Raw genomic sequence first — 24,875 nt, 5'->3', positions numbered from 1 at the left:
TTTTTTATGCTATAAAATTAAAGACTAATTTTCTGACTTGCTTCAATGAGCAGTTGTTGTCCGGTTTCATTCCCCTGCAAAGCTGCATAATCCAATGCCGATTGCCCTCTATGATCTACCATATTCACATCTGCACCTTCTTTTATCAATAAAGCAAGTACATCGTTTCTGCCAAACATTGCTGCAAACATCAACGCGGTGCCTCCGTTACCATGTTGCAGGTTTAAATCTGCACCTTTATTGATCAATATTTGCGCAATATCAAGATAACCTTTAAAAGCAGCACCCATCAAGGCCGTATTTCCGCCATGGTCTGCAGCATTAATATCCGCACCGGCATCTATCAAAAGTTTTACCGCTTGAGGTTGATTGTTATAGCCCGCAATAATCAAAGCGGTATATCCTTTTTCGTCAGTAAAATTCAGGTCTGCCTTTCTGCGGATCAATTCATTTAATACTTCGATTTCGCCTTTGCGGGCTGCCGGAATTAAGAGTAGGTTGATGTTTTCCATATGCTATAAAACCCTTTGTTCCTTCAAATGTTTTATGGATAGATTTTTGCTTCCGGTCATTTCAGTTAGATATCAGTTGGATAAGTTTTAAAGACTTAAAACAGCGTTTATAATTGTAAATGAACAAAACTTATCAGTACATAAAAAGGTTATGTGGATATGATATATGATAACATTCAGGAATTGTTTGATAAGTATGAAGACCTTTCTATTGAAGTAGAACAGGCCAAGCGGGTAGTAGATGCCTCACAATTACCGGATTTATCAAAAACCGATTCCATATCTGCCGCAGAGGCTGATGAGCACCTGATTGCGCATATTGAACTGGAAAGAAAGGAACAACACCTGGAAAGTGTTTCGCAGGAATGGGCAGAAATACAGGAACTTTTGGTAGAAAAACTTTGTAAGATAAATACACGTGTAAGGGTAATCGACAGACGCGATGGAGATGAATTATTGATCAGCTGCATGGCCGGATCGATTTTGATTGAAGAAAAAACAGAAAATGAGTAAAGATACGATACAAGAACAATTTGACCGCTACCTGGCACTTTTAGAACAAATTCATACCCTTGGCCACGAAATTGATGCCGCTATTGAAGAAGTAGAAATTAATGCCCTTATCTCAAAGAGAAAAAAATCGCAAACCAAGATGCGGGCTGTGGTAAAAAACCTGGTGATGTCACTAAGTGAAATGGGCACTAAGTACCCCATTCATAATTACCTTGCCAACCAAACCACTTACATTTTTGCGTTAGATAATAAACTGATGCTCGAATATCACTAAACATATCTTTTTGAGTTTGCTTCTTATTAAGGCAGCTGAGTCATAGATATCATTAGTTTTGGGATTATTTAAAATTCCTGGCAGGTGGAATGGCAATGTCTTGTTTGGTTTGGCGCACCTGTGTTCTTTTGTTTTCGCTTGGATAAGGAGCAGTTTTTTCATCAGAACGGGAGGGTGTTAATATCGGAAGATCATCTTGATCCGTTTTACTCAATGTTCGAAGCAATTTTGTCAGGTCGAAACAGCGCTTAACGATAATGTGCACTACTTCACCCTCCCTTTGCAATTTACCTTCTACCATAAGTAAACGGGCATGAAGGATTTCTTTCCGGTACTTTTCGAAAAGGCTTTCAAAAACCACCAGATTGGAAAAGCCTGATTCATCTTCTATTGTAATGAAACACACGCCACCAGCTGTACCAGGACGTTGACGGACCAATACCAAGCCTGCAACTTTAATGCTTTGACCATCTTTAACCGTATCTAAATCTTTGTTGGCACATACTTTTAACAAATCCAGTTGTTCCCTTACAAAACTTACCGGGTGTGCTTTTAAAGAAAGTGCTGTTGTCGAATAATCCTGTATTACGTGTTCAGCTTTGGTCATGAGTGGGAGCTGGGTTTGTTTTTCGAGTTTGCTTTCAGCATCCTGGCCTTCGAATAATGCTACAGGTCTATCTGCAAGTGCTGATACTTCCCAAAGTGCCTGGCGGCGATCGAAACCCAGCGACCGAAATGCATCGGCATCTGCCAGTCTTTCCATCGTGGCTAGCGATATGCCTGCATCTACCAACTCGTTTATACTTTTGTAAGGTGTTCGCCTGTGGCGGATTAAAATTTCCATTTCCTCTATTCTTATTCCTTTAATTTGCCTGAATCCCAATCGTAAGGCATGGTAGGCTCCTGTTTTTTCTTCTAAAGTATTGTCATAGCATGAATGATTTATATCTATAGGCCGAACTTCTACGCCATGTTTTCGGGCATCAATTACAATTTGGGCAGGCTGATAAAATCCCATCGGCATACTATTGAGTAATGCTGCTGCAAAAACATCTGGATAATAACATTTTAACCAGCAGGAAACATAAACCAGCAAGGCAAAACTAGCGGCATGGCTTTCCGGGAAACCGTAACTTCCAAAACCTTCCAGTTGTTTAAATATTCGCTTAGCGAAATCTTCTTTATAGCCTTTGGCTACCATGCCTGAAATTAATTTTTTTTCAAACTGGGTAACCATGCCTTTCAGTTTAAATGTTGCCATACTCCGGCGAAGTTCGTCAGCCTCGGTAGGGGTAAAACCAGCCGCCACAATGGCAATTTTCATGGCCTGCTCCTGAAATAGTGGAACGCCAAGTGTTTTGCTGAGAATCTCCTCCAGTTCCTTAGATGGATAACTTACTTCCTCTTCGTCATTCCTTCTCCGCAAATAAGGATGTACCATATCGCCCTGAATAGGCCCCGGACGAACAATGGCTACCTCAATTACCAGATCATAAAAACATTTTGGTTTTAATCGCGGAAGCATGGACTGTTGCGCCCGGCTTTCAATTTGAAAAACACCAATGGTATCGGCATGACTAATCATTTCGTAAACCTTAGGATCGTCATTTTCATTGATCTTTGCCATGGTCAGATCGAGATTGTAATGCTGTTTTGCCAAATCAAAACCTTTGCGGATGCAGGTGAGCATGCCTAAAGCCAGAATGTCAATTTTCAAAAAGCCCAGGGTATCAACATCATCTTTGTTCCATTCAATATTGGTGCGGTCTGCCATGCGGGCGTTAAGAATAGGGCAAAGATCGGTCAGTTTACCTTGCGTAATCACAAAACCACCCGTGTGCTGACCCAACTGGCGGGGAAAACCCATCATTTGGCCGGTTAGGGAAAGCACTTTTCTCAACAAAGGATCATTTGGGTTAAGGCCTTGTTCTGTAAGGCGATTGCCTTCAAACCATTCATCAGTAAATTCCCAAATGGAAGCCGAAAGCCGGTTAATGGTATCCACAGAAAGTCCCATCACTTTGCCTACATCTCTGATGGCGCCTTTTTGCCTTTGCTGGGTTACAGTAGCCACAATTGCTGCCCGATTACGGCCATATTTCTGGTAGATGTATTGGATTACTTCTTCCCGGCGTTCATGCTCAAAATCCACATCAATATCAGGTGGTTCATTACGGGCCGAAGAAATAAAACGTTCAAATAATAAATCGAATTTTGTAGGATCAACGGAAGTAATGCCCAGGCAATAACATATGGTAGAATTGGCGGCAGAACCACGACCCTGGCAAAGGATTTTCTGCTCACGGGCAAAACGAACAATATCATAAACGGTTAAAAAATAGGCAGCATATTCCATTTCTTCCACAAATTTCAGTTCATGGTTAATGTTGCTGACAATTTTTTCAGGCAAATCATCGCCAAAAATTTCATGTGCGCCTTTCCAGGTCAAATCGGTGAGTTCAGCTAATGGAGATTTCTCACCACTTGTAATTTCTTCCGGATAAACATACTTCAGGCTACTTAAGCTAAATTGACAGGTATTGGCAATGTAAACCGCATTTTGCAAAGCTTGCGGGTATTTCCGGTAAAGCCTCAGCATTTCTTCGGGGGCTTTAAGGTGGCGTTCGGCATTTTGAAATAAATGAAAACCTGCCGTTTGGATGGTACATTTTTCACGTACACAGGTTAATACATCCTGAAGTTCGCGACGTGATGGTGTGTGGTAATATACATCATTCGTAGCCACGAGAGGGATGTTTAAATTTTGAGAAAGTTGCGTTAACCGGAACATCCTTTTTTGATCTTCGCCCTGATAATTCCTCGAAATGGAAAGATAAAGCTGATCTTGAAGTTTTTTTTTGTACTCCGCAAGGTCGTTTGGGAAATTTGATTCAAAATCAAAATTTGCAGAAAGTGTATCAGGCGGGATGGCAATAAATAAAATTCCAGCGGAATGTGCGTAAACATCCTTGCGATAAATTAAGCAGCTGCCTTTTTCTGTACGCAAATTACCCAAACTAAGTAAAGCCGATAAGCGGGCATAAGCTTCCTGATTGGTAGGGTAAGCCAGCAGGCTTGGTCCGTCAGCTAAATTTAGCCGGCATGCCGGGATAATTTCTATACCCAGTTTTTTTGCTGCAGCATGTGCCCGAACAATACCAGCGAGTGTATTGTGATCAGTAATGGCAATTTTGGTGTAGCCCATTTTAGCAGCTTCTTCCACCAATTCTTCTGGATGTGAAGCTCCCCTTAAAAAGCTAAAATTGCTGGTTACCTGTAGTTCAGTGTATTCCATCATCATCAGGCAAAAAAACCATGAATAAACCAGCGTGAATTTTCAGCAGAATAATGTCCGGCCCTGAAGAGCCAATAACGGCATCCATCATCATCTTCAACGATATAATAATCGCGATGTTCGCCATCTTCCAGCCACCAGGAACGTTCCAGGCGCTCGGGTCCATCAGCCTTTTTAATATGGTGTTTTTTCCCCTTGTAAATAAAGATTAATGGCGGATAATCGGGAATAGGAGCAGTAACCTGTATGTTTTCGGGTTGGTGCAATAGGTGGATGGGGCGACCCAGTGGATTATGCCAGGGCAGGTTACTATTCTCGCTAAGTGATGCTGTTTTTTTAATCGCCCGTTCCGGCCAATATTGTGCCTGGGGCAAGAAACGACGAATCGCAGCCACACCTACTTTTCCAGCTACACGATCGAGCAGGGCAGAAAGGGCAGGGCTTTGAAGATCTGACTGGGTTATCCATAATTTATCCTGGGCCTGAATAACAGGTTCTACCTTATTTGCCGTGAGTACAAAAAGTTCTACGCCTAAACCCGGCGCAAGTTTATCAATATTTAAAGCAAAGAGTTTAAACAGGTGTTGAACATCATTACTACTTTGATTGGTGCCAATGCTGGTGCGGATGATTTTTCCATCTATCCGAAAACCTTTCAGTTCAGCGCTACGCAAGCCTAAACCTTCTTTTTTTAGTCTGCTGCAAAGCTGTTCCAGTAATTTTTTAATGGCGATTTCAATTGCTGTTGCCGTTCTGATGGGCTCCAGGCAGTGCAGGCGTTCTTCATATTCGGGTACAATCACAATCGGATCAAATACCTCTGGTACATCACCCATCGCCTGGCCAATGCGGTGCAGCAGGTTTTCACCAAAGCGGCGGCGTAAAACACTGCGTGGCATTTGAATAAAACGTTCAATTTTTTGCAGTCCCAGTTTATTTAGACGATCTAAAGTACTTTGCTCCAGCCGAAGAGCGGCCGGTGGCAATGAAAGTAAAGCGTAATACTGCATTTTAGGCGCTACAACAAATTCCTGAGTGCTGAAACGGGCAACAGCCCAACTTGTTCCAATGCTATCGGCGATGGCTAGTTTATTGCTATAACCCATTTCTTTCAGTCGCCTGCTGATTTGAGCAAGATAATGAGCTTCCGTATCCCATAAATGAGTGCAGCCTGAAGCGTCAAGTAAAATGCCATGGGGCAGGTCAATGCTCACAAAAGGCGTATATCGGATGCACCACTCTGCCAATCCCAGTAAAAGTTTCGCATTTCGATTAGGCCTATCATCAAAAGCCTCCAGTTCATGTACCAGTGCCCTGGCATCGGCCAATACCATACCAACTTGTATGCCTTGTTTAGCAGCCAATGCGTTGCAGGCCGTGATGATGATACGTCCTTTAACAGCCGCCGTAAATACACAGGCAACGTCTTTTAGTTCTGGCCGGCGGATGCACAGCCAGTCCGTTAATAAAAACGGAAACCAAATGCTCACAAAACGCTTTTCCATATTAACCGGCTTTTAGTTTTCTAAAAGTTTGCAATACTTCATTTTGCTGTTCGATGTTTTCAAAGCTTGTTCCATTCCAGGAGAGTTTAAAACTGCTGGGCTGTGCATTCCTTACTTTTAACAGTTCTACAGACCATGAAGGCTGACCAACACCGGGCATCCCATCGGGTAATATGCTGGGCAAGTGTTTAATTTGCCAACGGGCAAGGCAGGTTGTATTGTTAAGTTGTTGGGGCTGATGTCGAATAATAAAAGCCGGAACTTTGCTTTTTTCGATAACCAATTGTAATCGCCTGGATTGACTAAAACTCAGTTCGGGTATTTCAGCCACCACAGCACTGAGATTTTCACATTTTAAAGCCTCTTCTAAAACCCATAATATTTCTTTGTGGCTTTTAAGGTCGATAAAAATAATCTGGTCGGGTTGTAAGGCGAAACGCTGCATGGCTGGAGGAAAAACGTTTCGTGTGGTACTAATCCAGATGGAAGGGCTAGCCTTTTGCATTAATGCTGAAAGGATTGCGTTAATGAAACCGGTACTTGCGGCGGCATCTTCAATTTCGTTCGCAATAAACTCATGAATGCCTGTTAGCGGAAAATGATGGTTCGGAAAAGCTTTGGCCAATAGTTTTAATTGCGGAAAAACATCATCCTGAATGCTCAGCGTACCATAACCCTGCATGCCCAGAATTTGTTTTTTCAAATCTGCAATGATGTGTTGTTTCGATACTTTTTCCATAGTTAGCCTCTCATTTTAAATATTAATGGCAAATATAATGCTAAAAATATTAGTAATTTATAAAAAGTTTTGCACCTTTGCTAACGTATGGAACAATTGAGTTTTTTTGCTGAGGCAGGGCAAACTGTTGGATTGCCTGTAGATATTTTAACTTATCAAAGCGAGTTTTTAACGCCTGCTTTTAGCGATGAAATGCTGGCGCATCTGATACAAACCACACCCTGGAAGCAAAAAGTAGTACGTTACTATGATAAGGAGGTCATCACGCCACGGCTATCAGCCTGGTATGGTGATCCTGAACAGATAGACTACATTGCCCTTGGTAAATCAATACCATTACAATGGACTACTGAACTGCTCCAACTTAAAGAAATGGTAGAACCTGTAGCAGGTATCAAGTTTAATTCCGTATTGCTCAATTACTATCGTGACGGACAGGATTCGGTAACCTGGCACAGTGATAATGAAACCGTGATGGGGTCTCATCCTATCATTGCATCTCTTTCTTTTGGACAGGTTCGGTGTTTCGATATCCGGCTCAAGGCAAATCATGCCGAGAAATATTCCATCCGTTTGGAACATGGATCTCTACTTTTAATGAAAGGAGATTTGCAGCAAAAATGGGATCATCGCATTGCTAAATCAAAACAGTATATGAAACCACGTATCAATCTTACTTTCAGACGAATAATTAATCCCTTATCTCATGATTAAACTTCATTACCTCCACGAAGATCCTACCCAAGAATTAGGATTTAGTGCCTATCTGTTATTGCAGGAAGAAAATCAGCATTCATTTTTAATCCTTAATGATGATGAAATTTTAGGGCAAATTGATTTGTCGAATGGGCATTGGCGAAATCTTGCCGATCAGAAACTGGATGAAAAATTTGTAAAATCCATTAGCAAATTCATCATGGCACAGCAGTTTCTTCATTTACCAAAATTAATTAAAAACCGCTGGAAAGATTTTGTAGCAGAGGTGATCGTGCAATCAGAATCAACTTATTTAGTTGTAACCAAAACAGATATTGAATTCGAAATTTTTGAAAGGATATTTAGTGATTTTGTTCCGCAATTAATTAAGGAAGAATGGCCAATTACTTTTAAAGTGTATGATGCAGGGTTTAATCAGGAATTTGAATTAAGGATTTGATGCCATATTGTGATAAGTGTTATTGATGAAGATTTCGATAAAGTTTGTTTTTTGATGTTATTTAAAGGATTTTCTGCGGTTCATTTAATGAGGATTTTGATTAAAATCGACTCAAAACATAAGTAAGGCATAATAAAATGTAAATCTATCTCCCTCAAAATCAGTACGCTTGTAAAACCTGAAAACATTTCTTTCCAGATGATGTTGAAGGGGTGGTCATTCAATAATGATGATCATTGTAAACATTTATATGAAAAAGATTTTTATCTCGAGCTTATTTTCTTTCGCATTATTTGCTGGTGTGGCTAACGCACAGATTCAAAAAGGTAATGTAATGGTGGGTGGAAACCTAACAAACATCAATTTAGGATTAGATGATCCTAAAATTTTCAGTGTAGACATTACGCCAAAGGCTGCCTGGTTTATTCAGGATAATGTTGCATTAGGTGGTTATGTAAATTTTGGTTTAGAAACGGCTAAAAATTCGAATACTACAACCAGTTATGGTGTTGGTGCATTAGGACGTTATTATGCTGGAAGTGATGTAGAAGTTATCCGCCACGGACGTTTCTTCGCAGAAGCGACTGCAGGTATTGGAGGCGTGAACGTAAGTAAAGGTGGTGGAAATACAAACGGTTTAAACTTAAGTGTTGGTCCGGGTTTCGCCTATTTTATTACACCAAATATTGGTTTAGAAACATTATTGAAATATAATGGATTAGTTGGTTTTGGTAGTGCTACTACGCAAAGTAACTTAAATTTATCTTTTGGTTTTCAGATCTATTTACCTGGACAGCGTACCGCTAACAAGGTTAAAAATGATGTAAAATAATTTAAACATTTTTGAATGGGCCGGCAATCATAATCATGATGCCGGCTTTTTTTGTAGCCTGATATACAGATTCCTAAATCATCTTTCTTAAAGGAAATAAACGTATCATAAACTATTTTTGATGGATGTTTTTTAACCAGGTTAATGCTTCATCAGCCTGGTGAAAGAATAATATTTCTGATGTTTTCTCTTCATTGTCTACACTTTTTTGGGCAGATAACTGGCTGAAAGCACTGGCAGAAAATATCCATGCAAAATATTTCAGCCCGGCCAGTTCCATCAACGGCAACCATACTTCAGCTGCCCAGTCTGATGCCTCTGACCAGGTGCCCAATACCAAACGGTTATCGTTAAAAACTTTAGAGCGTGGATTTGCTTTAAGGTATTCAATCATTAAGGCACCACCATGTTTTACCGATCGCATATCCTGATGACCCGTCCACTCCACGTACATAATATCATCATCCTGCGGGCAGGAGATACTCAGGTACCGGTCTTTATAGTTGCTTTTTGTTTTAATTTCTGGCTGGATAGGGTGGTCTGCCTCCAGTGGTAGTTTGAAGAAAAATGTAGCACCTTTACCCAGCTCGCTTTCTATCCAAAAACTTCCGCCATGTCTTTTAATAATTTCGGCAGAAATGAATAATCCTAACCCGAGTCCATCAAATCTACTTGAAGAATTATCGGCCCGATAATAACGATCGAACAACTTGCCTAAATGCGAACGCTCAATGCCAATGCCGAAATCTTTTACTGAAACAATCACATTGCCATCTTTAATATTGGTGCTCACTAAAACCCGATCTGCTTCGGGAGAATACTTTACCGCATTAGATAAGAAATTTTGAACAACCTGTTCTAAACGGTAATGATCACCGGTAAACTGAAGATTCAATTCATCAGTTAAAATAATTTTGTGTTTTGTGGAGAGCGACTGAGCTGCTGCTATGGCATCACGCAGCATTTCTGAAAAATTAAAACTTTCTAGGTTGAGCGACATTTTGCCAGCATTAATCTTGCTCACATCCAGCAAATCCTTAATTAATTTTTCAAGCCTGGCAAGTTGTCCCTGTGTTCGTAGTAAATAGTCTTTTGTGGTTTCATCGCTCACTTTGCGTAACATTACCTGGTTGTAAGCACGGATAGAGGTTAGCGGTGTTTTCAGTTCATGGCTGGCAATAGAAATAAATTCATCCTTACGCGACTCGTTATCTTTATGGCTTTGAATGTTGGTATTGGTACCCACCCAAATGGATGGTTTTCCTGCCCGTTTAACCAGAACGGCTCTTGCCAGGTGCCAGTAGTATTGTCCATTGGTAAAGCGTAACCGAAATTCGGTAACATATTCTTTTCCGGTGTTAAGTGCTTCCTGCCATTGCTCAATACTTTCTGTAATGTCTTCCGGGTGAACAAAGGCTTCCCAACCGCTTTCGATAATTAAAGCTTGCGGATAACCAAAATCGCGGCAAATGGTATCATTAACATAATCGATTTTACCATCGGTTCCCGCTGTCCAAACTTGCTGGGGCAGGGCGTTAAGTAAAGATAGAGAGGAGAGATGATCTCCCTCATTGGAGGAAAAATCGTTTTTTAGGTACTCCTGATCATGACTTGTAGCTTTACCCGAGTTTTTCATGCTCAAATCTAATAAATCAATAAAACAAATTTGAATAATTCGAACATCAGGATAAATACTGTTTGATTTAAGGAATGAAGTTAACTTAGAGAATTAACTAGGTGTCTGTAAATCAGTATATTTTACTCGAATAGTATAGTGATAGCATCAATTCAGACCGAATTTATTCCCGTAGAAATCGGAATTAATAAATTAAACAATTGATTAAAAATTGCTGTTGTCAACTTGTAGTTGTTGTATTACACACCACAATTCCTATTTCGGCTTATTACCCGAATATTCTTGAAATCTCTTGCATAAAGCAGGAGGTTAAACTAATTAAAATATATGAATCAGCTTTTACCAATAGAAACTAAGTTTCTTTTCAAAGGAGAGTTACATCCCTCACTTCAACTGTCTGTAATTGTTCCTGCGAAAAATGAATCTGGTTTCATTGTTAAAACACTTGATGCATTGCGTTTGCAGTTAAACGAGCTGGGTATGGCGATCAATATGGATTTATATGAGGTGTTGGTTCTGGCGAACAATTGTACGGATGATACCTTCCAAATCTGCAAGAGGTATCAGCAAAAATATCCTGAATTTCATTTACATGTAGAATGTATCGAACTGGAGGAAAAGCAGGCTCATATTGGTACAGCCAGAAGGTTATTGATGGATGCTGCACACCTGCGTGTGATGAAAATGGCAGGAAAACGTGGAATCATTGTTTCTACAGATGCAGATAGTGAAGTGGCTCCTGATTGGGTTTATCATATTATGAAGGAAATTTCGGCAGGCGCAGATGTGATTGGGGGTAGGATTTTACCCCGGGATACGCCAGAGATTAGCAGGCGCCATCATTTAAGGGACGTAACTTACCGTTTTTTGAAAACCCGTTTAGAATCGGCTATTGATCCCTGCGATTCAAACCCATGGCCCCGGCACTTCCAGTGTTATGGACCTAGTTTGGCCGTAACCTGCGAAATGTATGAAAAAGCAGGCCGCCTGCCCATGATTCCTTATTTGGAAGATGAAGAATTTCGCAAAGCCTTAAATCGCGTAGACGCTAAATTCAGGCATTCGCCAAAAGTGCGCATTTATACTTCCGGGAGGTTAGATGGACGGGTGAAATTTGGCTTTTCCGTTCAGCTTAAACATTGGTCGGAAATGAGTTTAAGAAGCGAAGAGCAACAGGTTGAATCTTTAGATGCCTTGATTTTTAAATTTGATTTTAAAAACAGGTTAAGAAATATTTGGAATAACGGCACTTTTGAAACCTATTCTTTAACAGCATTAGCCGCACTTGCTGATTGGGCAGAAATTGATGAGGTAGAACTGGTCAATATTTTCAATACCAGTATATATTTCGAATCCCTATGGGAAAAAGTAGAACAACGGTTGCATCAGCAAGGGCATTCCTCTATTATTTACGAACCCATAAACCTGGTTATTTCAGCAATGAGAATGCATTTTCACCAAAGGAGTAAGGTTACGATTAAAAAGCTTACTGAGGAGTTAATTATTGGTACAGAAGCATTGGCAGGCTAAGCTGTAGAAACCGGGTTGATAGGCACTTAAACCTTAGTATTTAGAAAAATTTTTTCGCGGTATTGATAATGGCATCGGCTACGTTGTTTAACGCTGATGCGTGAATGACATTTTTCCAATCAACTTTTTCGCTGCTGATTTTTTCAAATAAATCAGTCCAATTTGTGTAGTATAGCTGCTGCGGATGTATAATTGAAATTCCAGACCGGCCTTCAATAGATTTTGCTTTTTCCAGCTGCTCATCAAAAGGACGGTCTTCCGGAATGCCGATAAACCGTTTATTAAGACTGGCCATTTCCATAACGGTATTGTGCCCAGTATTGCCCATCACCAATATCGCCTGGCCAATCAGCGGGGCTGGATTTTTTACCTCTCCATGGAATTGCAAATTGTTTAAAGCTTGAGATTCTCCATCATTCAATCCCATCACGTTAAATTGATAGGAAGGGCAGGACTTAGCGATGTGCACTATTAGTTCCAGGTTTATAGATGTTCCACCCTTTCCAATGAGGATACAAATCATTTTTGGATCAATTTCCTGGTCGTTCTTTGTCTGGTCGAACTTTGAAAATCCACCAGCAAAAAACGTTTTTTTGAAAAAATGATCTTCTTCTCCGATGTACATCGATCTCGCAAAGGGAGCAATTAAAAGTTCGGCACTATCATAAGCCGATTGATGCGCCAAATCATTACGTTGTCCGTGTTGCCTGATGATGATGGTTGGAATGCCGGCCATACGAGCCAGTAAAGCAACTTCAACAGATACATCGACCACTAAAATTAAAGGATAGTGGCTTCGGAATATTTCAGTCATGATGGCCACCCGATCTCTGTTTCCCTTAATACCCAATGGCGCATAATGCAGTCCGGTTGGCGGCGGTGAGTCGGCAATTACTTTTTCATTTTCTTCTGCAACATCTAGTGGAAGATGTACCAGCGTAACATGCGGCGGCAAATGCGTTATTTTTTTTAGGCCGCTACCCATTAACATTACCTGATGGCCTTTCAGTGCGTCAACAATTTGCATGGTGCGCATCAAATGCCCTGAACCATGGTGGTGAACGTAAAAAGCGATGGTAAAAGGCATAACTTTTATTGTTTTTTGAAAATATCTATCCGATAATCGGCTGTACGTGAGCCATGCAAATGTTTAAGCGAAGATTGTTTGAAGCATTCATGTACATCATCTCCCGAAAGGGGATAATCGACAACGAAATGTGTCCAGTGTACCAATAACAAAATTCCACCCTCATTCAAGCCCTGTTCAACCAAGTTTCTGGTCAGCAATAAATCTTTCATTGAGAGGTAATAACCCACTTCGCTCATTACGATTAAATCAAAATCGCCTTCAGGGAAATCATTTGGAATGGCACCGAGCTGAAATTCTACATCTGCTACATTTCCTAAACGTTGTCTGGCTTTCTCCAATGCTGTTGTGCTAATATCCATGGCGGTTAAATGCTCGCAAAGTGGGGTAAGCATAGCTGTAAAAACGCCAATTGAACAACCAATTTCGAGTGCCTTGCTGTATTTTCCAGGTGGAATGGCAGTTAAAGAGCTTTCATATTTTTGCCGCTCGTATGCACTTTTTTCGAAATTCCAGGGGTCTTCACTGCTATTATAAAGCGTTTCAAAATAATCTTCAGATAATGTGTTGGAGGGATTTATTTTTTTTCGTTCCATGAAATACTCCTGACCTGCGGTAAAATTGGAAATCATTTCCGCAGTCAGGATAAAACCCGTCGGGTCGTCATCAATTAGTCTGGTGGTTTGAGAGACATGCGCAGCAATACAATTTTGTTTTAAAGTGTTGTATTGGTGTACATCAACAAATTTCAATTCATCATGATTTAATTTGGGCAGATCAGCTTGTTGGGCCAGTTCATAAAGCCAGATGGGGTATTCCCAAATTTTTGGGCGTTGCGTGGTTCCTTTTTCAAGTGCAGCCATCAGCATTTGCCAGGTGGCACGATGATCGCGATGTGGATCGAGTTCATAAGGAACGAGGATCAGGTCTGGCTTAAACGCAGCTAAATCTTCGGCAAGCCTGGTAGCCAGTATCTCAAAACCGTCTTCTCCCCTTGCCGGGAGTTTAGAATCAGGTCCTTTATAAGGTATTATTATAGAGGTATTTAAATCCATTAATTTAATGGCTTTATTTAATTCTTCCTCTCGGATTTGAGTGAGCCTCTCAGGAGGAAATTTTTCTGAATTTGGATGAGACTTGCTGCCATCTGTAGTCAAAATAATTTTGAATTCAGCACCATGTTCTTTCAGTATGGAAATCAATCCTGCACAAGCCAATGACTCATCATCAGGATGGGGAACCAGAATCAAACAGCGTTTTATAAATTGCAGATCATCAATATTTAATTGAACAGCTGATGCTTTAAAAGCTTCTTTATCAAATATTGGAGTCATGCCCGGTATGTTGCTTTTTAATAAAAAAATCTGCCACATTTAGCCTGGTCGCATCAGGGGCAGGTTGCCGTAAATAAAAAGTGAGGTCGCGAAAAATTCGTTCCATGTCGTATGGTGCCATTAATCCTCTGGCGCCAATGCATTTATTACTCTCATCCATAATACGAAGGCAAATATCTTCGATAGTTACGCGTGTCATATTTGCAAAGGCAATAAGGTCTTGTTCGTGAGTTTTGTCATCGGCCCATTCATCATAATGTTGCCCAGCTTTTTCTAGCCATAGTCTTCCGGATACCAACTGCATCATGATATTCGATAGGCGAAGGCGCTGAATGGGGTCTTCCGTTCGGTTTAGCGACAGTAAATATTCAATGGTATTTTCTGCAACGGCTTCTGCGCCGCCTAAGTGAACGGCAGCAAATCGAATCGCTCCGCCACTAAAATAGGGTTGATTTAAATAGATGCCTGGTTTGGAGATCAAATCAGATTCGGCTAAAAGGTAACCTGAAAAATCGACGTTGTAACTGCCTGAAGCCTGCATGCCTAAAGGTTTCCAACTGTTTTTGTCAATGTTTTGCTCACTAATTGCCGACATATCTACAATTGCCATTTGCCAGCCTTTTCTATCTGTGTGATCTATATTTCCTGTGATGAGTGCCCGATCTACTATGCCTACGCCAGAACAAAAGGTTTTGCTGCCGCTGATTTTAAACTGATCGGCTTCCGGATAAAACTGAATGCCATTTTGTGCCTGAGTATTCCAAACACCAAAAAGGTGGCCCTGATCCTGAACACCCTGGTACCATTCTTTTTTCTGTTGTTCATCTGCATAAAGATGAATGAGGTAAAGGGTATTGATGTGGCCTTCGAAAATTCTCCCTACGGAAAGATTAGCCTTGCCCACTGCTTTGAGCAGGTTAAGCAATGCAGGCATGTTCGGTTGGTTAAAATCAAGCGGTTCGCCGGGAAGTACAATTTTCAGCGCACCACTTTCTTTAAGCCATTGAAATTCTTTTTTTAATCCTTCGGGATCATGCTCAGACAACTTGGCCTGCGATTTTATTTTCTGTAAGATATCTTCAAAGCTCTGCAGCTCAAAAGTCTGGATTATCGTTCGGGTAGGGGTTTCTATCATCAGGATGCTTGTTTCACGGGTTGTTTTTTTGCCAGCGTTTCCAGCAATTTTTCATAACTATCAATCATTTTATGGATATCGAATCGGGTAGCTGATTCAGCAACAGCCGATCGATCAAGCTGGCTGGCCACGGGAATGGCATTTGCCAATGCATCGGTATCAGGAAATTCTACCAATACGCCACAGCACTCATTCACTAATTCGGGCAGTGCGCCGATTTTAAAGCCAACAATTGGCGTTCCACAGGCCATGGCTTCTGCTACGACTAAACCAAATGGTTCTTGCCAGCACGGCGTAATTAAACAAACCTTTGCCTGGCCAATTACATTATTGAGTTCCTGTTGATTCAATAAACCCAATAGTTCAATATTTTCATCTAACTGCGGTGCAATCATGCGATCTAAATAACGCTGATCGGCTATGCCTCCGGCTACTTTTAATTTTATGCCTGCCTTTTTGCAAGCTTCAATGGCTAAATGCAGTCCCTTATCAGGATGTATCCGTCCGAACCATATCGCATAAGATTCTTCGGTTTTATGAAGCCGCGGCTTCCAGTCGTTTGTTACGATACCATTCGGAATTACGGTACAATGATTAACAAGATGCTGCCAGTTGTTGGCACTTTGCTGTGAAACCGTAGCATAATTCATCACTGGATGACGTCTTTCAGCCTTGATGGCAAGTTCCAATTCATAAAATGGCGGCGTGTGCAATACCGTTAACATGGGCGTTTTAATTGCATTAGCCATTGTAATGGGAATATAATGGAGGGAGTTGTTGAAAATAATATCCAAACCATAATCATCAACTGACATCATTAAATTTAAATAAGCATGATGCTCTGCAATATACTCTGAAGGCAGATCTTTTTTCTTTATTCTTACGCCGGTATTGGCATCATAATGATCGTCAGATAGAATTGGTTCGAGCGGGAGATGTGCATCTGATTGCGAACTGGCAAATAATATGACTTCATGTCCACGTTGAGTGAGTAAGGTTGTAATTTGATGGGTGAAAACCTCCAGACCACCTGCAAAAGGTGCTTTGATGGGGTGTTTCAAATGCGCAATGATGCCTATTTTCATAAATAATTTAAGCTTAAGTAATAAGCTTTATATTATGACAATAAAAATCACGCTTCAGTTTTTTTTATTAGTAAATATCCTTTTTTAACTGAAGCTTATTTACACTGAATAGGTTGATGATTGAAGCTCAGTCGCTCTTTAAGCGAATAAATAGCTGGATATACCCTAGGTGCTTAAGGCAGAATTTTTTCTTTGGTCGATTTGATTTGAATTTCCATCCCGACGCGAATGATGCCTGAACCCTGATGTAAAAGGTTTTGACCGAACATAATTTTATTATTGATGGTGCGGTATTTGGAAAGCGTTTTGAGCGGTTCGGCACTTTTAGCGGCAGTTTGCTGGTTAACAGTGATGAGTACGCATCTGGCGCAAGGTTTAACAGCAGAAAACTGAATTCCGCCCATTTCAAAATCTTTGAAAGTATCTTCAACATGCGCTTCGCCGCCGGTAAACACAAAATTTGGGCGAAACCTGTCCATGTGAACGGGTTCGTTTAGTTTTTCATTTAGATGATCCAGCGAAGATTGACCAATAATCAGGCAGGGGTAACCATCGGCAAAACTTACAATCTCTTTATGGCTTGCATATCTTGGATCTACATGTCTTTTGGTAGCCTGATTCATTTTTACCAGCCTTACACTAAAGTTCATGTAACGGGAGAACCATTCGCTTACGTTTGGATCAACTTCGAAACCCTCGGTCAAATCATCCCAGATGGTAACCGGAATACCTACTCTTGTCTGCTGATCAATAGAAAACGAAATCGTTTCTAAAGGGTGATCTTTATGTGAAATCTTTAACTGATTATCCAATACATCGACCTGTAAAAGTGATAATAGCGGGTATTTTCTTTGGGTAATGAACATACCCTCATCATCAATCAAAACCCACCTTCTATCGTATTGCAGCCCACGTTCTTCGATATAAGATTCCGCTAAACTTACTCCGCCAAGTGATTTAATGGGGTAGATGTAAATGCCTGAAAGTAGTAGTTTGTTCACGGAATAAAGATAGCAAAGACTTTATAAACTACAACCTCGGGTGATCGTTCAAACTACTGAAAGTTGCAATTGTGCTGAATTAATGTCTGGCGCCCTTCATTACTTTAAAAACATGCAATACCTGAGGAAAGAGTGCATCCATTGTTTCTGTAGCGCCCTTTAATGATCCAGGCAATGTCAGCACCAGTGAATTTCCGATTAATCCGGCTACGCTTCGTGATAACATGGCAAATGGCATCCGTTCCTGGCCGTAGCGGCGGGCAGTTTCCATAACACCATCTATAGGTTTTTCGATCAAAGGTGAAACAGCATCGCTGGTTACATCCCGTGGCGACAAGCCTGTTCCACCGGTAAAAATCAGTAAATCAACTTCTGCTGAAAGCGTTTTGGCCCTGTTTTGAATCTGCTCAAAGTCGTCTGGAATTACTTCAAAAATGCTGGTTTCCAATCCAAAAGATTCCAGTTTAGCAACTATGGCTTTTCCAGATTGATCATCACCCTGGCCTGCAGAAATGGTGTCAGAGCAAACAATAACTGCCGCCCTGAGGTCGGTAAACTCATGCTTGTTGAAATCACTTTTGCCTCCTGATTTTTTTAATAACCTGATGGATTCGATCTCAACCCCTTTATCAATGGGCTTAAGCATATCATACATGGTCAAAGCAGTAACTGAAGCACCATGCATGGCTTCTACTTCCACACCAGTTTTGTAGATGGTATGCACTTCTACATAAATGATTATGGTTAAATCTTTTATTTCGTAAGTGATAGCAGTAAATTCAACAGGTAAGGGGTGACAGTCGGGGATGACATCACTCGTTTTTTTTACGCCAAATAAACCAGCTGCCCTGGCAAATTCAAAAATATCACCCTTTGGTACCTTTCTTTGTTCAACGGCATCAATGGTTTCTTGTTTAGAAACCCGAACGGTTGCCGTGGCAATAGCAATTCTAAGGGTATTTGATTTATGCGTGATGTTAACCATATTATTTATTTTCTTTCCACTGATGTGAAGCATCAGCAAATATTTCTTTTCCCCAAATGGGTAATTCTGCCTTAATTCTTTCTACCAGTTCATCGCAGGCATCCATTGCAGGTTTTCTGTGTTTTGATGAAGTGAAAACGAACAAACAAATTTCACCTGCATTAATGGTTCCTAAACTGTGGTGCACATGCATACAGCTTAAAGGATATTTGCTGAAAACATCTTCCCTGATTTGGTGCATTTGTGCCAAAGCAAGTTCCTCATAAGCAGTGTAATCAATGGCCACAACTTGTTTTTCGTCAATCTCATCTGCTCTTACCTGTCCGAGGAATATGCTGTGACCGCCAATTTCTGTCTTCGAACTGTGTTTCGCGATGCTATCTGCAATAAAAGCAGCACTAATGGCATCCTGAACAAAAATGTTCTTAATTTTCTTTTCCGTCATGATTGAGAGGTGAAAAAGTTTTTCCAACGGGCAATTCCGCCTTTTAAACTGTAGATGTTTTTTTCGTTGCCATATTTTTCATGAAGATATTCAGCTGCTGATAGGCTTCTGATTCCATGCTGGCAGATCAGAACGATGTTATCTTCTGCAATATCTTCGTTAAGCAAGTTCTGCAAAGCCGACATGGGGAACTGTTTAAATTCTCCGTGGTTAAGTTGCGGGACTTCATATTTTTCACGCACATCAATAAGTAGCGTATTTTCCTTTTGCTGAATATCTTGTAATTCGCTAATGTCTATTTCTATCACACTTTTTTTTATATCTGCTTTCTGGTTACCAAAATTCATTTTTAAAAAGGAAATTTTGTCTTTCGGTAAAACGTAGCTGTTAGGTGGTGCCGGCGTCACTTCGATTTCATAAAAGGACTGTTCCAGCAAGTTGTAATTTAGTATTTTGTTGATTAATGGCTTCCCAATTCCTGTAATGATTTTAATGGCTTCTGCAGCCTGCATGGTGCCAATGATGCCAGGCAATACACCGATTACCCCATTTTCGGAGCAATTCGGAATTTCTCCTTTTGCCGGTGGAATGGGAAAGAGGTCGCGATAATTTGTGGCGATACCCTTTTCATCCGCCAGGTTAAATATTGCCAGCTGGCCTTCGTAACCTGAAACCGCGGCAAATATCAAAGGCTTTTTCAAAAGTACACAGGCATCGTTAATGAGGTATCTGCTTTCGAAGTTATCTGTAGCATCGATCACTACATCATAAGCCTCCATCACATCAAGGATATTATTTGGCGTAACGAAAAAAGGGTAGGACTGGATGGAAACTTCAGGGTTGATAGCTGCCAATCTTTTCGCAGCTACGCCTACCTTTAGCTTTCCGATATCTTCTGTAGCGAAAAGTAACTGGCGATGTAGATTGCTCATCGAAACCACATCACCATCAGCTATACCAATACGACCGATACCTGCAGCAGTAAGGTATTGTAAAGCCGGACAGCCTAAGCCGCCTGCACCAATCACCAAAATACTTGAATCGAGAAGTTTTTCTTGTGCTGCGGTGCCAAAACCATCTAAAATGAGTTGCCTGTGGTATCTTTCCCTATCCATATTTTATCCTCCAGAAAAAGGCGGCATAATGGCCACTACTGAACCTGATGCCAATGGACTATTGACGTGTATAATTTGCTTATTCAGTGCCAGTTTATATTTAGTTTCTTTGAGTTTTGGGAAAGCAGCTTCCAGGTGCTTTTGTAAACCATCGGTATCTTTAATGCCATCGATGTTCAGGTTCTTAAGGTTCACCAATTCTGCTATTTTCCCGAAACTGATAATTTCGATTTCCATAGCGCTAATTTACCTGAAGTATAGTGATTTTGCTTAATCCTTTTACAAATCTTCTTCCCGTTGCCTCATCTGTTGGTGAAATCAATGCAATGTTTCCTTTTTCATTTTTTGCCGGGTTTGCATCGAAAGCGGTTAAAATCATCACATGTTTTCCAGTTTCTGAATTGAATAACTCATTCCATGAAAATACCACTTTATAATTATCGGTAGCGGTGCATACAATGTAATATTCACTTAATACTTTTGGTGAGGTAGTCTCAATTTCTATTTTGGATAATACATCCTTTAATAATACGCCTTTGATGTTTTTGATACTACTTTTCCGCTGCATCAGGTGATTAAAAACCACCATGCTGTCAAGGCTCAAACTTTTAAATTCCTCAAGGTTTGATAGGTTTAATGTAGTAGGGTTTTTTATTTTACCCTCGATGGTGAACTGTTTGCTTTCTTGTGCGTGCGCATTTAAAGAAAATAATAAAATGATTAGGGTGATGTATCTCATTTATATATTGATATGTATTTAATTTTTGTTAAAAGTTGGTGGTTGTTAATAATTTTGCCGTTGAGTATTGTTAAGGTAATAACATGATCCTAACCACTTCACCTTGCTCCAATTGCTCAATTTCTTCATCGATTATGATCAAGCAATTGGCCTGAGCAAAAGTACTCAAACGGAAAGATTCTTGTGCGCTTAGAATACTTACTTTTCCATCCTGATAGTGTCCTTTTAAAAAGTGAGTTAATCCTGGAGACTTTTTGTAAGCACTGCTTAGCTCGGCCTCAATTTCTTTAGCCGGATTTGTTTTGCCGGAAAGTGCGGCAAGCGTTGGTAGAACGTAGTTGTAAAAGCAACTGAGCACCGACGACGGGTTTCCAGGCAGGCCAAAAATGTATTGCTGATTGAGTCTGCCGAAGAAAAGCGGCTTTCCGGGTTTTTGTTTTACTTTATGGAAAACCCTTTGAATTCCGCATCGGGCCGAAGCTTCGAGTACAAAATCATAATCGCCAACACTTACACCGCCGGTAAGCAAAACGATTTCACTTGTTGCCAAAGCCTTTTGGAGGATGGTAGTTAATACTTCTAAATCGTCATCGGCTTCAAAAACCGCTAGCTGATTAATTCCTGCCTGGTTTAATGCGGCGCTTAAGGAATAGGAATTAGATTCATAAACCTGCCCAAAAGCTAAAGTTTCTCCAGGTTGAACCAGTTCTTTACCGGTAAGGATAATAGAAACCTTCGGCATAGGAAAAACTGAAACTTCGGTAATGCCGATGCCAGCGAGAAAACCAAGGGCAGCCGGGCTAAGGTAATTTCCTTTTTCCATCGCCAATGCGCCTGATTTAATCTCTGCACCTTTGTTTCTTACGTTAAGTCCAGCAGAAAGATTTGTATCTTGAATTATCAGTTTTCCGTTTAAAATTTCGGTTTTTTCCTGCATCACTACCGTATTGGCGCCTAAAGGTAAGGGCGCACCGGTAAATATGCGGCTTGCTTGTCTGGCATTTATGGTGAGTTGCGCATTGGTTCCCGCGGCCATTTCACCGTTTAACTCCAGTGCGATACCCGCTTCTGAAAACCTAATGGCATAACCATCCATTGATGACTGTTCATAGGCCGGTATGTCGCAAATGGCAAAAACATCTTCGGCTAAAATGTGCTGATGGGCCTGTAATAAGGGCAATTTTACAGGCAACAGTGGTTGAATATTATTCGCAATAAGCGCTTTAGCTTCGTTTACAGAGATCATTTTTTATCCGCCAATGGTAATCATACTTCTATTATTGAGTAGGGTAGCATCCAGGTTTTCGAAATGTTTACCCAATTGCCCGCCAAGTTCTTTTTCTTTAGCCCAAATGGAAGCCTTAATCAGTGGAAGCACATCTTGCCCAGCTCTTAAAGGATTTAAAAGGTCTGTTTCGCCTACCGAGAAAAGACAGTTTTTCAATTTTCCATCTGCAGTGAGTCGCATGCGATTGCAAGTGCTGCAAAAAGGAGCAGTCATGGTGCTAATTACAGCAAAGGAACCTTCATGTCCAGGAATCATAAAATGTTTTGCGGTATCATTGGGTGCAGATTTTACGGGTAGAACCACAAAATCCTTTTCCACAAGCGCTAAAATTTCTTCTAAAGAAAACATTTTGTTGCTTGTCCATTTATTACCTGTAAACGGCATAAATTCTATGAATCGAATTTGAATAGGATTGTGTTTTGTCCAGTCTATAAAATCTTTAATTTCACCATCATTCAATCCTTTCATCACCACCATATTAATTTTAACGGCGATTTTATGCTGTAGCAATAACTCGATATTGCTTCTAACCTGATGAAAAACATCTCTTCTGGTAATGGTGAAAAATTTATCGGGTTGCAAGGTATCCAGACTGATGTTCACCGTTTTAATGCCTGCTTCTAAAAGTACAGGAAGCATTTCTGCTATCCGGGTGCCATTGGTGGTCATCACCAGTTCAACAGGTAGTTTTCCTAAAGCCAGGATAATTTCGGCAGCATCTTTACGCACCAATGGTTCGCCACCCGTTAATCTGATTTTTTTAACGCCCTGATCTACAAAGGTTTTAGCTAATGCGAAAACTTCGGCTGGTTGCATCAATCGCGAAGCAGGTGTAAAATCATAATCTTCTTCGGGCATGCAATAAAAGCAGCGGAAATTGCAATTATCTGTTAGCGATATTCGTAAATAATCATGTACTCTTCCAAACGCATCTGCTATCATTGATGATTAATTAAGTTGTGATAATCTGTTGCCGTATCAATATCGATATGGCCGAGTTCAAAAGGAATGGATGATACATCGTCAACGTGTTGTTTGATGATATTTTTTGCACCTCCTGAACCCTGTAAATTTAGTAAATTATTGAAGTATTTCTTGTTGAACAATGCGGGAGTGCCTGTTGTTTGCAAATAATGGGAAGTGACAATGTTTTTATTTTCAGATTTGAATGTATGATACAGATCTTCCAGAATAGTAGAGGTAATGTGAACCTGATCGGCTACCGTAATGATGACATTTTCTGTGTCTGAAAAATCTTTTAAAATCACATTCATGCCGGTTGCAATACTTGATGACATTCCTTTTTCCCAATCTTCATTAATCACAAAAGTGATCGTGGGATGGTTGTGCACATGCAAAATTTTCTTCGCATGCGCACCCAGTACAACAATAATCGGACTAAAACTGGTTTGTACAGCCGCCTGGATTGCAATTTCTAAAAAAGTTTGCCCTTTGTATTGAAGCAATTGTTTTGGCCGGCCCATTCTGCTCGAATTCCCTGCTGCCAGAATAATGATTGCGGTTTCCATATCTGATGCTATTCGTAAGAATGAATGGATTGTTTCTTTTCCTTGAGCATTTTTGAAGAGGCACCAGAAAACACGGCTTTTATTTCTGCAATGATCGATACAGCAATTTCTTCAGCAGTTTCTGCACCAATGTCTAATCCGACTGGTCCATTTACTTTTTCAATTTCATCACTTTTTCCCAATTCATCGAGCATTCGCAACAGTTTTTTCTTTGGGCCCAATGTACCGATATAAGGTACTTTAGTTTCCAGTAAAATATTTAATAACTCAATGTCATAGTTGTAATTATGCGTCATTAACACGAATGCCGTTTGGCTATCTATTTCTACGCTGGTCAAGATTTCTCCGGGTTTCGCCACCAGAATTCTCTTGGCGTTCGGAAACCTTTGTAAAGTGCAGTGGGTTTGCCGCCCGTCGATCACCGTGATTTCCCATCCGAGAATGTCGGCCATGGCCACCAGCGGTTGGGCATCGTTTCCTGCTCCGGCAATCAAAAGCTGGATAGGTGGTGGAATAAACTCCAGCAAAGCATCGTAGTTTTTCCCTTCGATGATGTATGTTTCTATCCGCGATAATTGCAATTTCAACACATCAAAGGCATCATTTTTTATTGAGCCAGCAATTTCGGCAATATTTTTTTCGAGAATGGCGTCTTCGCGGAATAACATGACAGAACCAGGCTGAGTTTTATCCTCTAATGAGAAAAGCGTTACAAAAACACAATTTTCACGTTTGCTGTCGGCTGCTTTTAATAATTCGATAGGATTGAATTTATCATCGCTGAAAATAGGCTCAAACAAAATATGAACAATTCCATTACAACCTAACTGCACCCCGAATTTGGCATCGTCTTCATCAGTGGTATCGTAGGTTACTAACTTATTTTCGCCTTGATGGATTGCAGAAAGCGCTTTTCGAAGTGCATCACCTTCTAAACAACCCCCACTGATGGCTCCGGTAAGCATGCCATCGTCGGTAACGAGCATTCTGGCGCCTGCTCTTCTGTAGGAGGAACCTTCTACTTTAACCACAGTTGCCAATGCCGTTTTGCGGTTTTCTTTTACGGCACTGTGGTAGGCACCAATAATGTCAGCTATTTCTTTCATAGGGTAATTAAGCGCCAAATTTTGGCTCCTGATA

General features: G+C 40.6%; 25 protein-coding genes. 6 read left to right on the top strand and 19 right to left on the bottom strand.

What is annotated here, in order from left to right:
* Window positions 1-17: 17 nt before the first annotated feature.
* The gene (locus R2Q70_RS21170; RefSeq protein ID WP_316809544.1) at window positions 18-512 is read right to left on the bottom strand and encodes an ankyrin repeat domain-containing protein; all 495 of its coding nucleotides are present in this window, start codon (window positions 510-512) and stop codon (window positions 18-20) included.
* 159 nt (window positions 513-671) lie between these two features.
* Between R2Q70_RS21170 and R2Q70_RS21165 the strand changes: the two genes are divergently transcribed.
* Both R2Q70_RS21165 and R2Q70_RS21160 read left to right on the top strand, forming a co-directional pair.
* Window positions 672-1,025: a hypothetical protein gene (locus tag R2Q70_RS21165; protein ID WP_316809543.1), complete on the top strand. Its 354-nt coding sequence runs from the start codon at window positions 672-674 to the stop codon at window positions 1,023-1,025.
* On the top strand, window positions 1,018-1,299 hold the full coding sequence (locus R2Q70_RS21160) for a hypothetical protein (protein ID WP_316809542.1): 282 nt from the start codon (window positions 1,018-1,020) through the stop codon (window positions 1,297-1,299). Before R2Q70_RS21165 ends, R2Q70_RS21160 begins: the two co-directional genes overlap by 8 nt.
* Window positions 1,300-1,363: 64 nt before the next feature.
* On the opposite strand, the gene R2Q70_RS21155 is transcribed toward R2Q70_RS21160, so the two are convergent.
* Genes R2Q70_RS21155 through R2Q70_RS21145 form a run of 3 tightly spaced genes read right to left on the bottom strand, consistent with a single transcriptional unit; the run spans window position 1,364 to window position 6,838 of the window.
* Window positions 1,364-4,594, bottom strand: a complete 3,231-nt coding sequence (locus tag R2Q70_RS21155) for an error-prone DNA polymerase (protein ID WP_316809541.1) — start codon at window positions 4,592-4,594, stop codon at window positions 1,364-1,366.
* A 5-nt stretch (window positions 4,595-4,599) separates the two neighbouring features.
* A complete protein-coding gene (locus R2Q70_RS21150) occupies window positions 4,600-6,099 on the bottom strand; it encodes a DNA polymerase Y family protein (RefSeq protein ID WP_316809540.1) in 1,500 nt (499 codons plus the stop codon).
* Between the two features lies 1 nt (window position 6,100).
* Entirely contained in the window at window positions 6,101-6,838 is a 738-nt protein-coding gene (locus R2Q70_RS21145) for an Error-prone repair protein ImuA (protein ID WP_316809539.1), read from the bottom strand.
* A gap of 87 nt (window positions 6,839-6,925) precedes the next feature.
* On the opposite strand from R2Q70_RS21145, the gene R2Q70_RS21140 reads away from it, so the two are divergent.
* From R2Q70_RS21140 to R2Q70_RS21130, 3 genes are all read left to right on the top strand, one after another.
* Entirely contained in the window at window positions 6,926-7,552 is a 627-nt protein-coding gene (locus R2Q70_RS21140; RefSeq protein WP_316809538.1) for an alpha-ketoglutarate-dependent dioxygenase AlkB family protein, read from the top strand.
* Window positions 7,545-7,994 (top strand): hypothetical protein, encoded by a 450-nt coding sequence (locus R2Q70_RS21135; protein WP_316809537.1) that lies wholly within the window; start codon window positions 7,545-7,547, stop codon window positions 7,992-7,994. Before R2Q70_RS21140 ends, R2Q70_RS21135 begins: the two co-directional genes overlap by 8 nt.
* 250 nt (window positions 7,995-8,244) lie before the next feature.
* On the top strand, window positions 8,245-8,826 hold the full coding sequence (locus R2Q70_RS21130) for a hypothetical protein (protein WP_029204477.1): 582 nt from the start codon (window positions 8,245-8,247) through the stop codon (window positions 8,824-8,826).
* Window positions 8,827-8,938: 112 nt separating this feature from the next.
* On the opposite strand, the gene R2Q70_RS21125 is transcribed toward R2Q70_RS21130, so the two are convergent.
* Entirely contained in the window at window positions 8,939-10,462 is a 1,524-nt protein-coding gene (locus R2Q70_RS21125; RefSeq protein WP_316809536.1) for a PAS domain-containing sensor histidine kinase, read from the bottom strand.
* Between the two features lie 327 nt (window positions 10,463-10,789).
* Here R2Q70_RS21125 and R2Q70_RS21120 point away from each other — a divergent pair, with 327 nt between their 5' ends.
* Entirely contained in the window at window positions 10,790-11,992 is a 1,203-nt protein-coding gene (locus R2Q70_RS21120) for a glycosyltransferase family 2 protein (RefSeq protein WP_316809535.1), read from the top strand.
* A 40-nt stretch (window positions 11,993-12,032) separates the two neighbouring features.
* On the opposite strand, the gene R2Q70_RS21115 is transcribed toward R2Q70_RS21120, so the two are convergent.
* From R2Q70_RS21115 to R2Q70_RS21050, 14 genes are all read right to left on the bottom strand, one after another.
* Window positions 12,033-13,079, bottom strand: a complete 1,047-nt coding sequence (locus tag R2Q70_RS21115; protein WP_316809534.1) for a glycosyltransferase — start codon at window positions 13,077-13,079, stop codon at window positions 12,033-12,035.
* A gap of 5 nt (window positions 13,080-13,084) precedes the next feature.
* Window positions 13,085-14,413 (bottom strand): bifunctional PIG-L family deacetylase/class I SAM-dependent methyltransferase, encoded by a 1,329-nt coding sequence (locus tag R2Q70_RS21110; protein WP_316809533.1) that lies wholly within the window; start codon window positions 14,411-14,413, stop codon window positions 13,085-13,087.
* Window positions 14,397-15,548 (bottom strand): acyl-CoA dehydrogenase family protein, encoded by a 1,152-nt coding sequence (locus R2Q70_RS21105; RefSeq protein WP_316809532.1) that lies wholly within the window; start codon window positions 15,546-15,548, stop codon window positions 14,397-14,399. Before R2Q70_RS21105 ends, R2Q70_RS21110 begins: the two co-directional genes overlap by 17 nt.
* On the bottom strand, window positions 15,548-16,633 hold the full coding sequence (locus tag R2Q70_RS21100) for a glycosyltransferase family 4 protein (RefSeq protein WP_316809531.1): 1,086 nt from the start codon (window positions 16,631-16,633) through the stop codon (window positions 15,548-15,550). Before R2Q70_RS21100 ends, R2Q70_RS21105 begins: the two co-directional genes overlap by 1 nt.
* A 173-nt stretch (window positions 16,634-16,806) precedes the next feature.
* Window positions 16,807-17,634: an MOSC domain-containing protein gene (locus tag R2Q70_RS21095; protein WP_316809530.1), complete on the bottom strand. Its 828-nt coding sequence runs from the start codon at window positions 17,632-17,634 to the stop codon at window positions 16,807-16,809.
* A 79-nt stretch (window positions 17,635-17,713) separates the two neighbouring features.
* Window positions 17,714-18,652, bottom strand: a complete 939-nt coding sequence (moaCB, locus tag R2Q70_RS21090) for a bifunctional molybdenum cofactor biosynthesis protein MoaC/MoaB (protein ID WP_316809529.1) — start codon at window positions 18,650-18,652, stop codon at window positions 17,714-17,716.
* Window positions 18,621-19,064, bottom strand: a complete 444-nt coding sequence (locus tag R2Q70_RS21085; RefSeq protein WP_316809528.1) for a molybdenum cofactor biosynthesis protein MoaE — start codon at window positions 19,062-19,064, stop codon at window positions 18,621-18,623. The genes moaCB and R2Q70_RS21085 overlap by 32 nt, the downstream gene beginning before the upstream one ends.
* Window positions 19,061-20,179 carry a HesA/MoeB/ThiF family protein gene (locus R2Q70_RS21080; RefSeq protein WP_316809527.1) on the bottom strand — a complete coding sequence of 373 codons (1,119 nt, stop codon included), beginning with the start codon at window positions 20,177-20,179 and terminating at the stop codon, window positions 19,061-19,063. Before R2Q70_RS21080 ends, R2Q70_RS21085 begins: the two co-directional genes overlap by 4 nt.
* Window positions 20,180-20,182: 3 nt before the next feature.
* Window positions 20,183-20,416 carry a MoaD/ThiS family protein gene (locus R2Q70_RS21075; protein ID WP_316809526.1) on the bottom strand — a complete coding sequence of 78 codons (234 nt, stop codon included), beginning with the start codon at window positions 20,414-20,416 and terminating at the stop codon, window positions 20,183-20,185.
* A 4-nt stretch (window positions 20,417-20,420) separates the two neighbouring features.
* Entirely contained in the window at window positions 20,421-20,918 is a 498-nt protein-coding gene (locus tag R2Q70_RS21070) for a molybdopterin-binding protein (protein ID WP_316809525.1), read from the bottom strand.
* A 70-nt stretch (window positions 20,919-20,988) separates the two neighbouring features.
* The gene (gene glp, locus R2Q70_RS21065; RefSeq protein WP_316809524.1) at window positions 20,989-22,164 is read right to left on the bottom strand and encodes a gephyrin-like molybdotransferase Glp; all 1,176 of its coding nucleotides are present in this window, start codon (window positions 22,162-22,164) and stop codon (window positions 20,989-20,991) included.
* Between the two features lie 3 nt (window positions 22,165-22,167).
* Window positions 22,168-23,148: a GTP 3',8-cyclase MoaA gene (moaA, locus tag R2Q70_RS21060; RefSeq protein WP_316809523.1), complete on the bottom strand. Its 981-nt coding sequence runs from the start codon at window positions 23,146-23,148 to the stop codon at window positions 22,168-22,170.
* Complete coding sequence (locus tag R2Q70_RS21055) at window positions 23,145-23,735, bottom strand: nucleotidyltransferase family protein (protein ID WP_316809522.1); 591 nt, start codon at window positions 23,733-23,735, stop codon at window positions 23,145-23,147. Before R2Q70_RS21055 ends, moaA begins: the two co-directional genes overlap by 4 nt.
* A gap of 8 nt (window positions 23,736-23,743) precedes the next feature.
* Entirely contained in the window at window positions 23,744-24,841 is a 1,098-nt protein-coding gene (locus tag R2Q70_RS21050; protein WP_316809521.1) for an XdhC/CoxI family protein, read from the bottom strand.
* Window positions 24,842-24,875: the final 34 nt, after the last annotated feature.

The organism is Pedobacter agri (assembly GCF_032678665.1).
GTDB classification, from domain to species: Bacteria; Bacteroidota; Bacteroidia; order Sphingobacteriales; family Sphingobacteriaceae; genus Pedobacter; species Pedobacter agri_A.
Note: the sequence above shows the minus strand (reverse complement) of the source record. Positions and strands in the feature narration are given on the sequence as shown.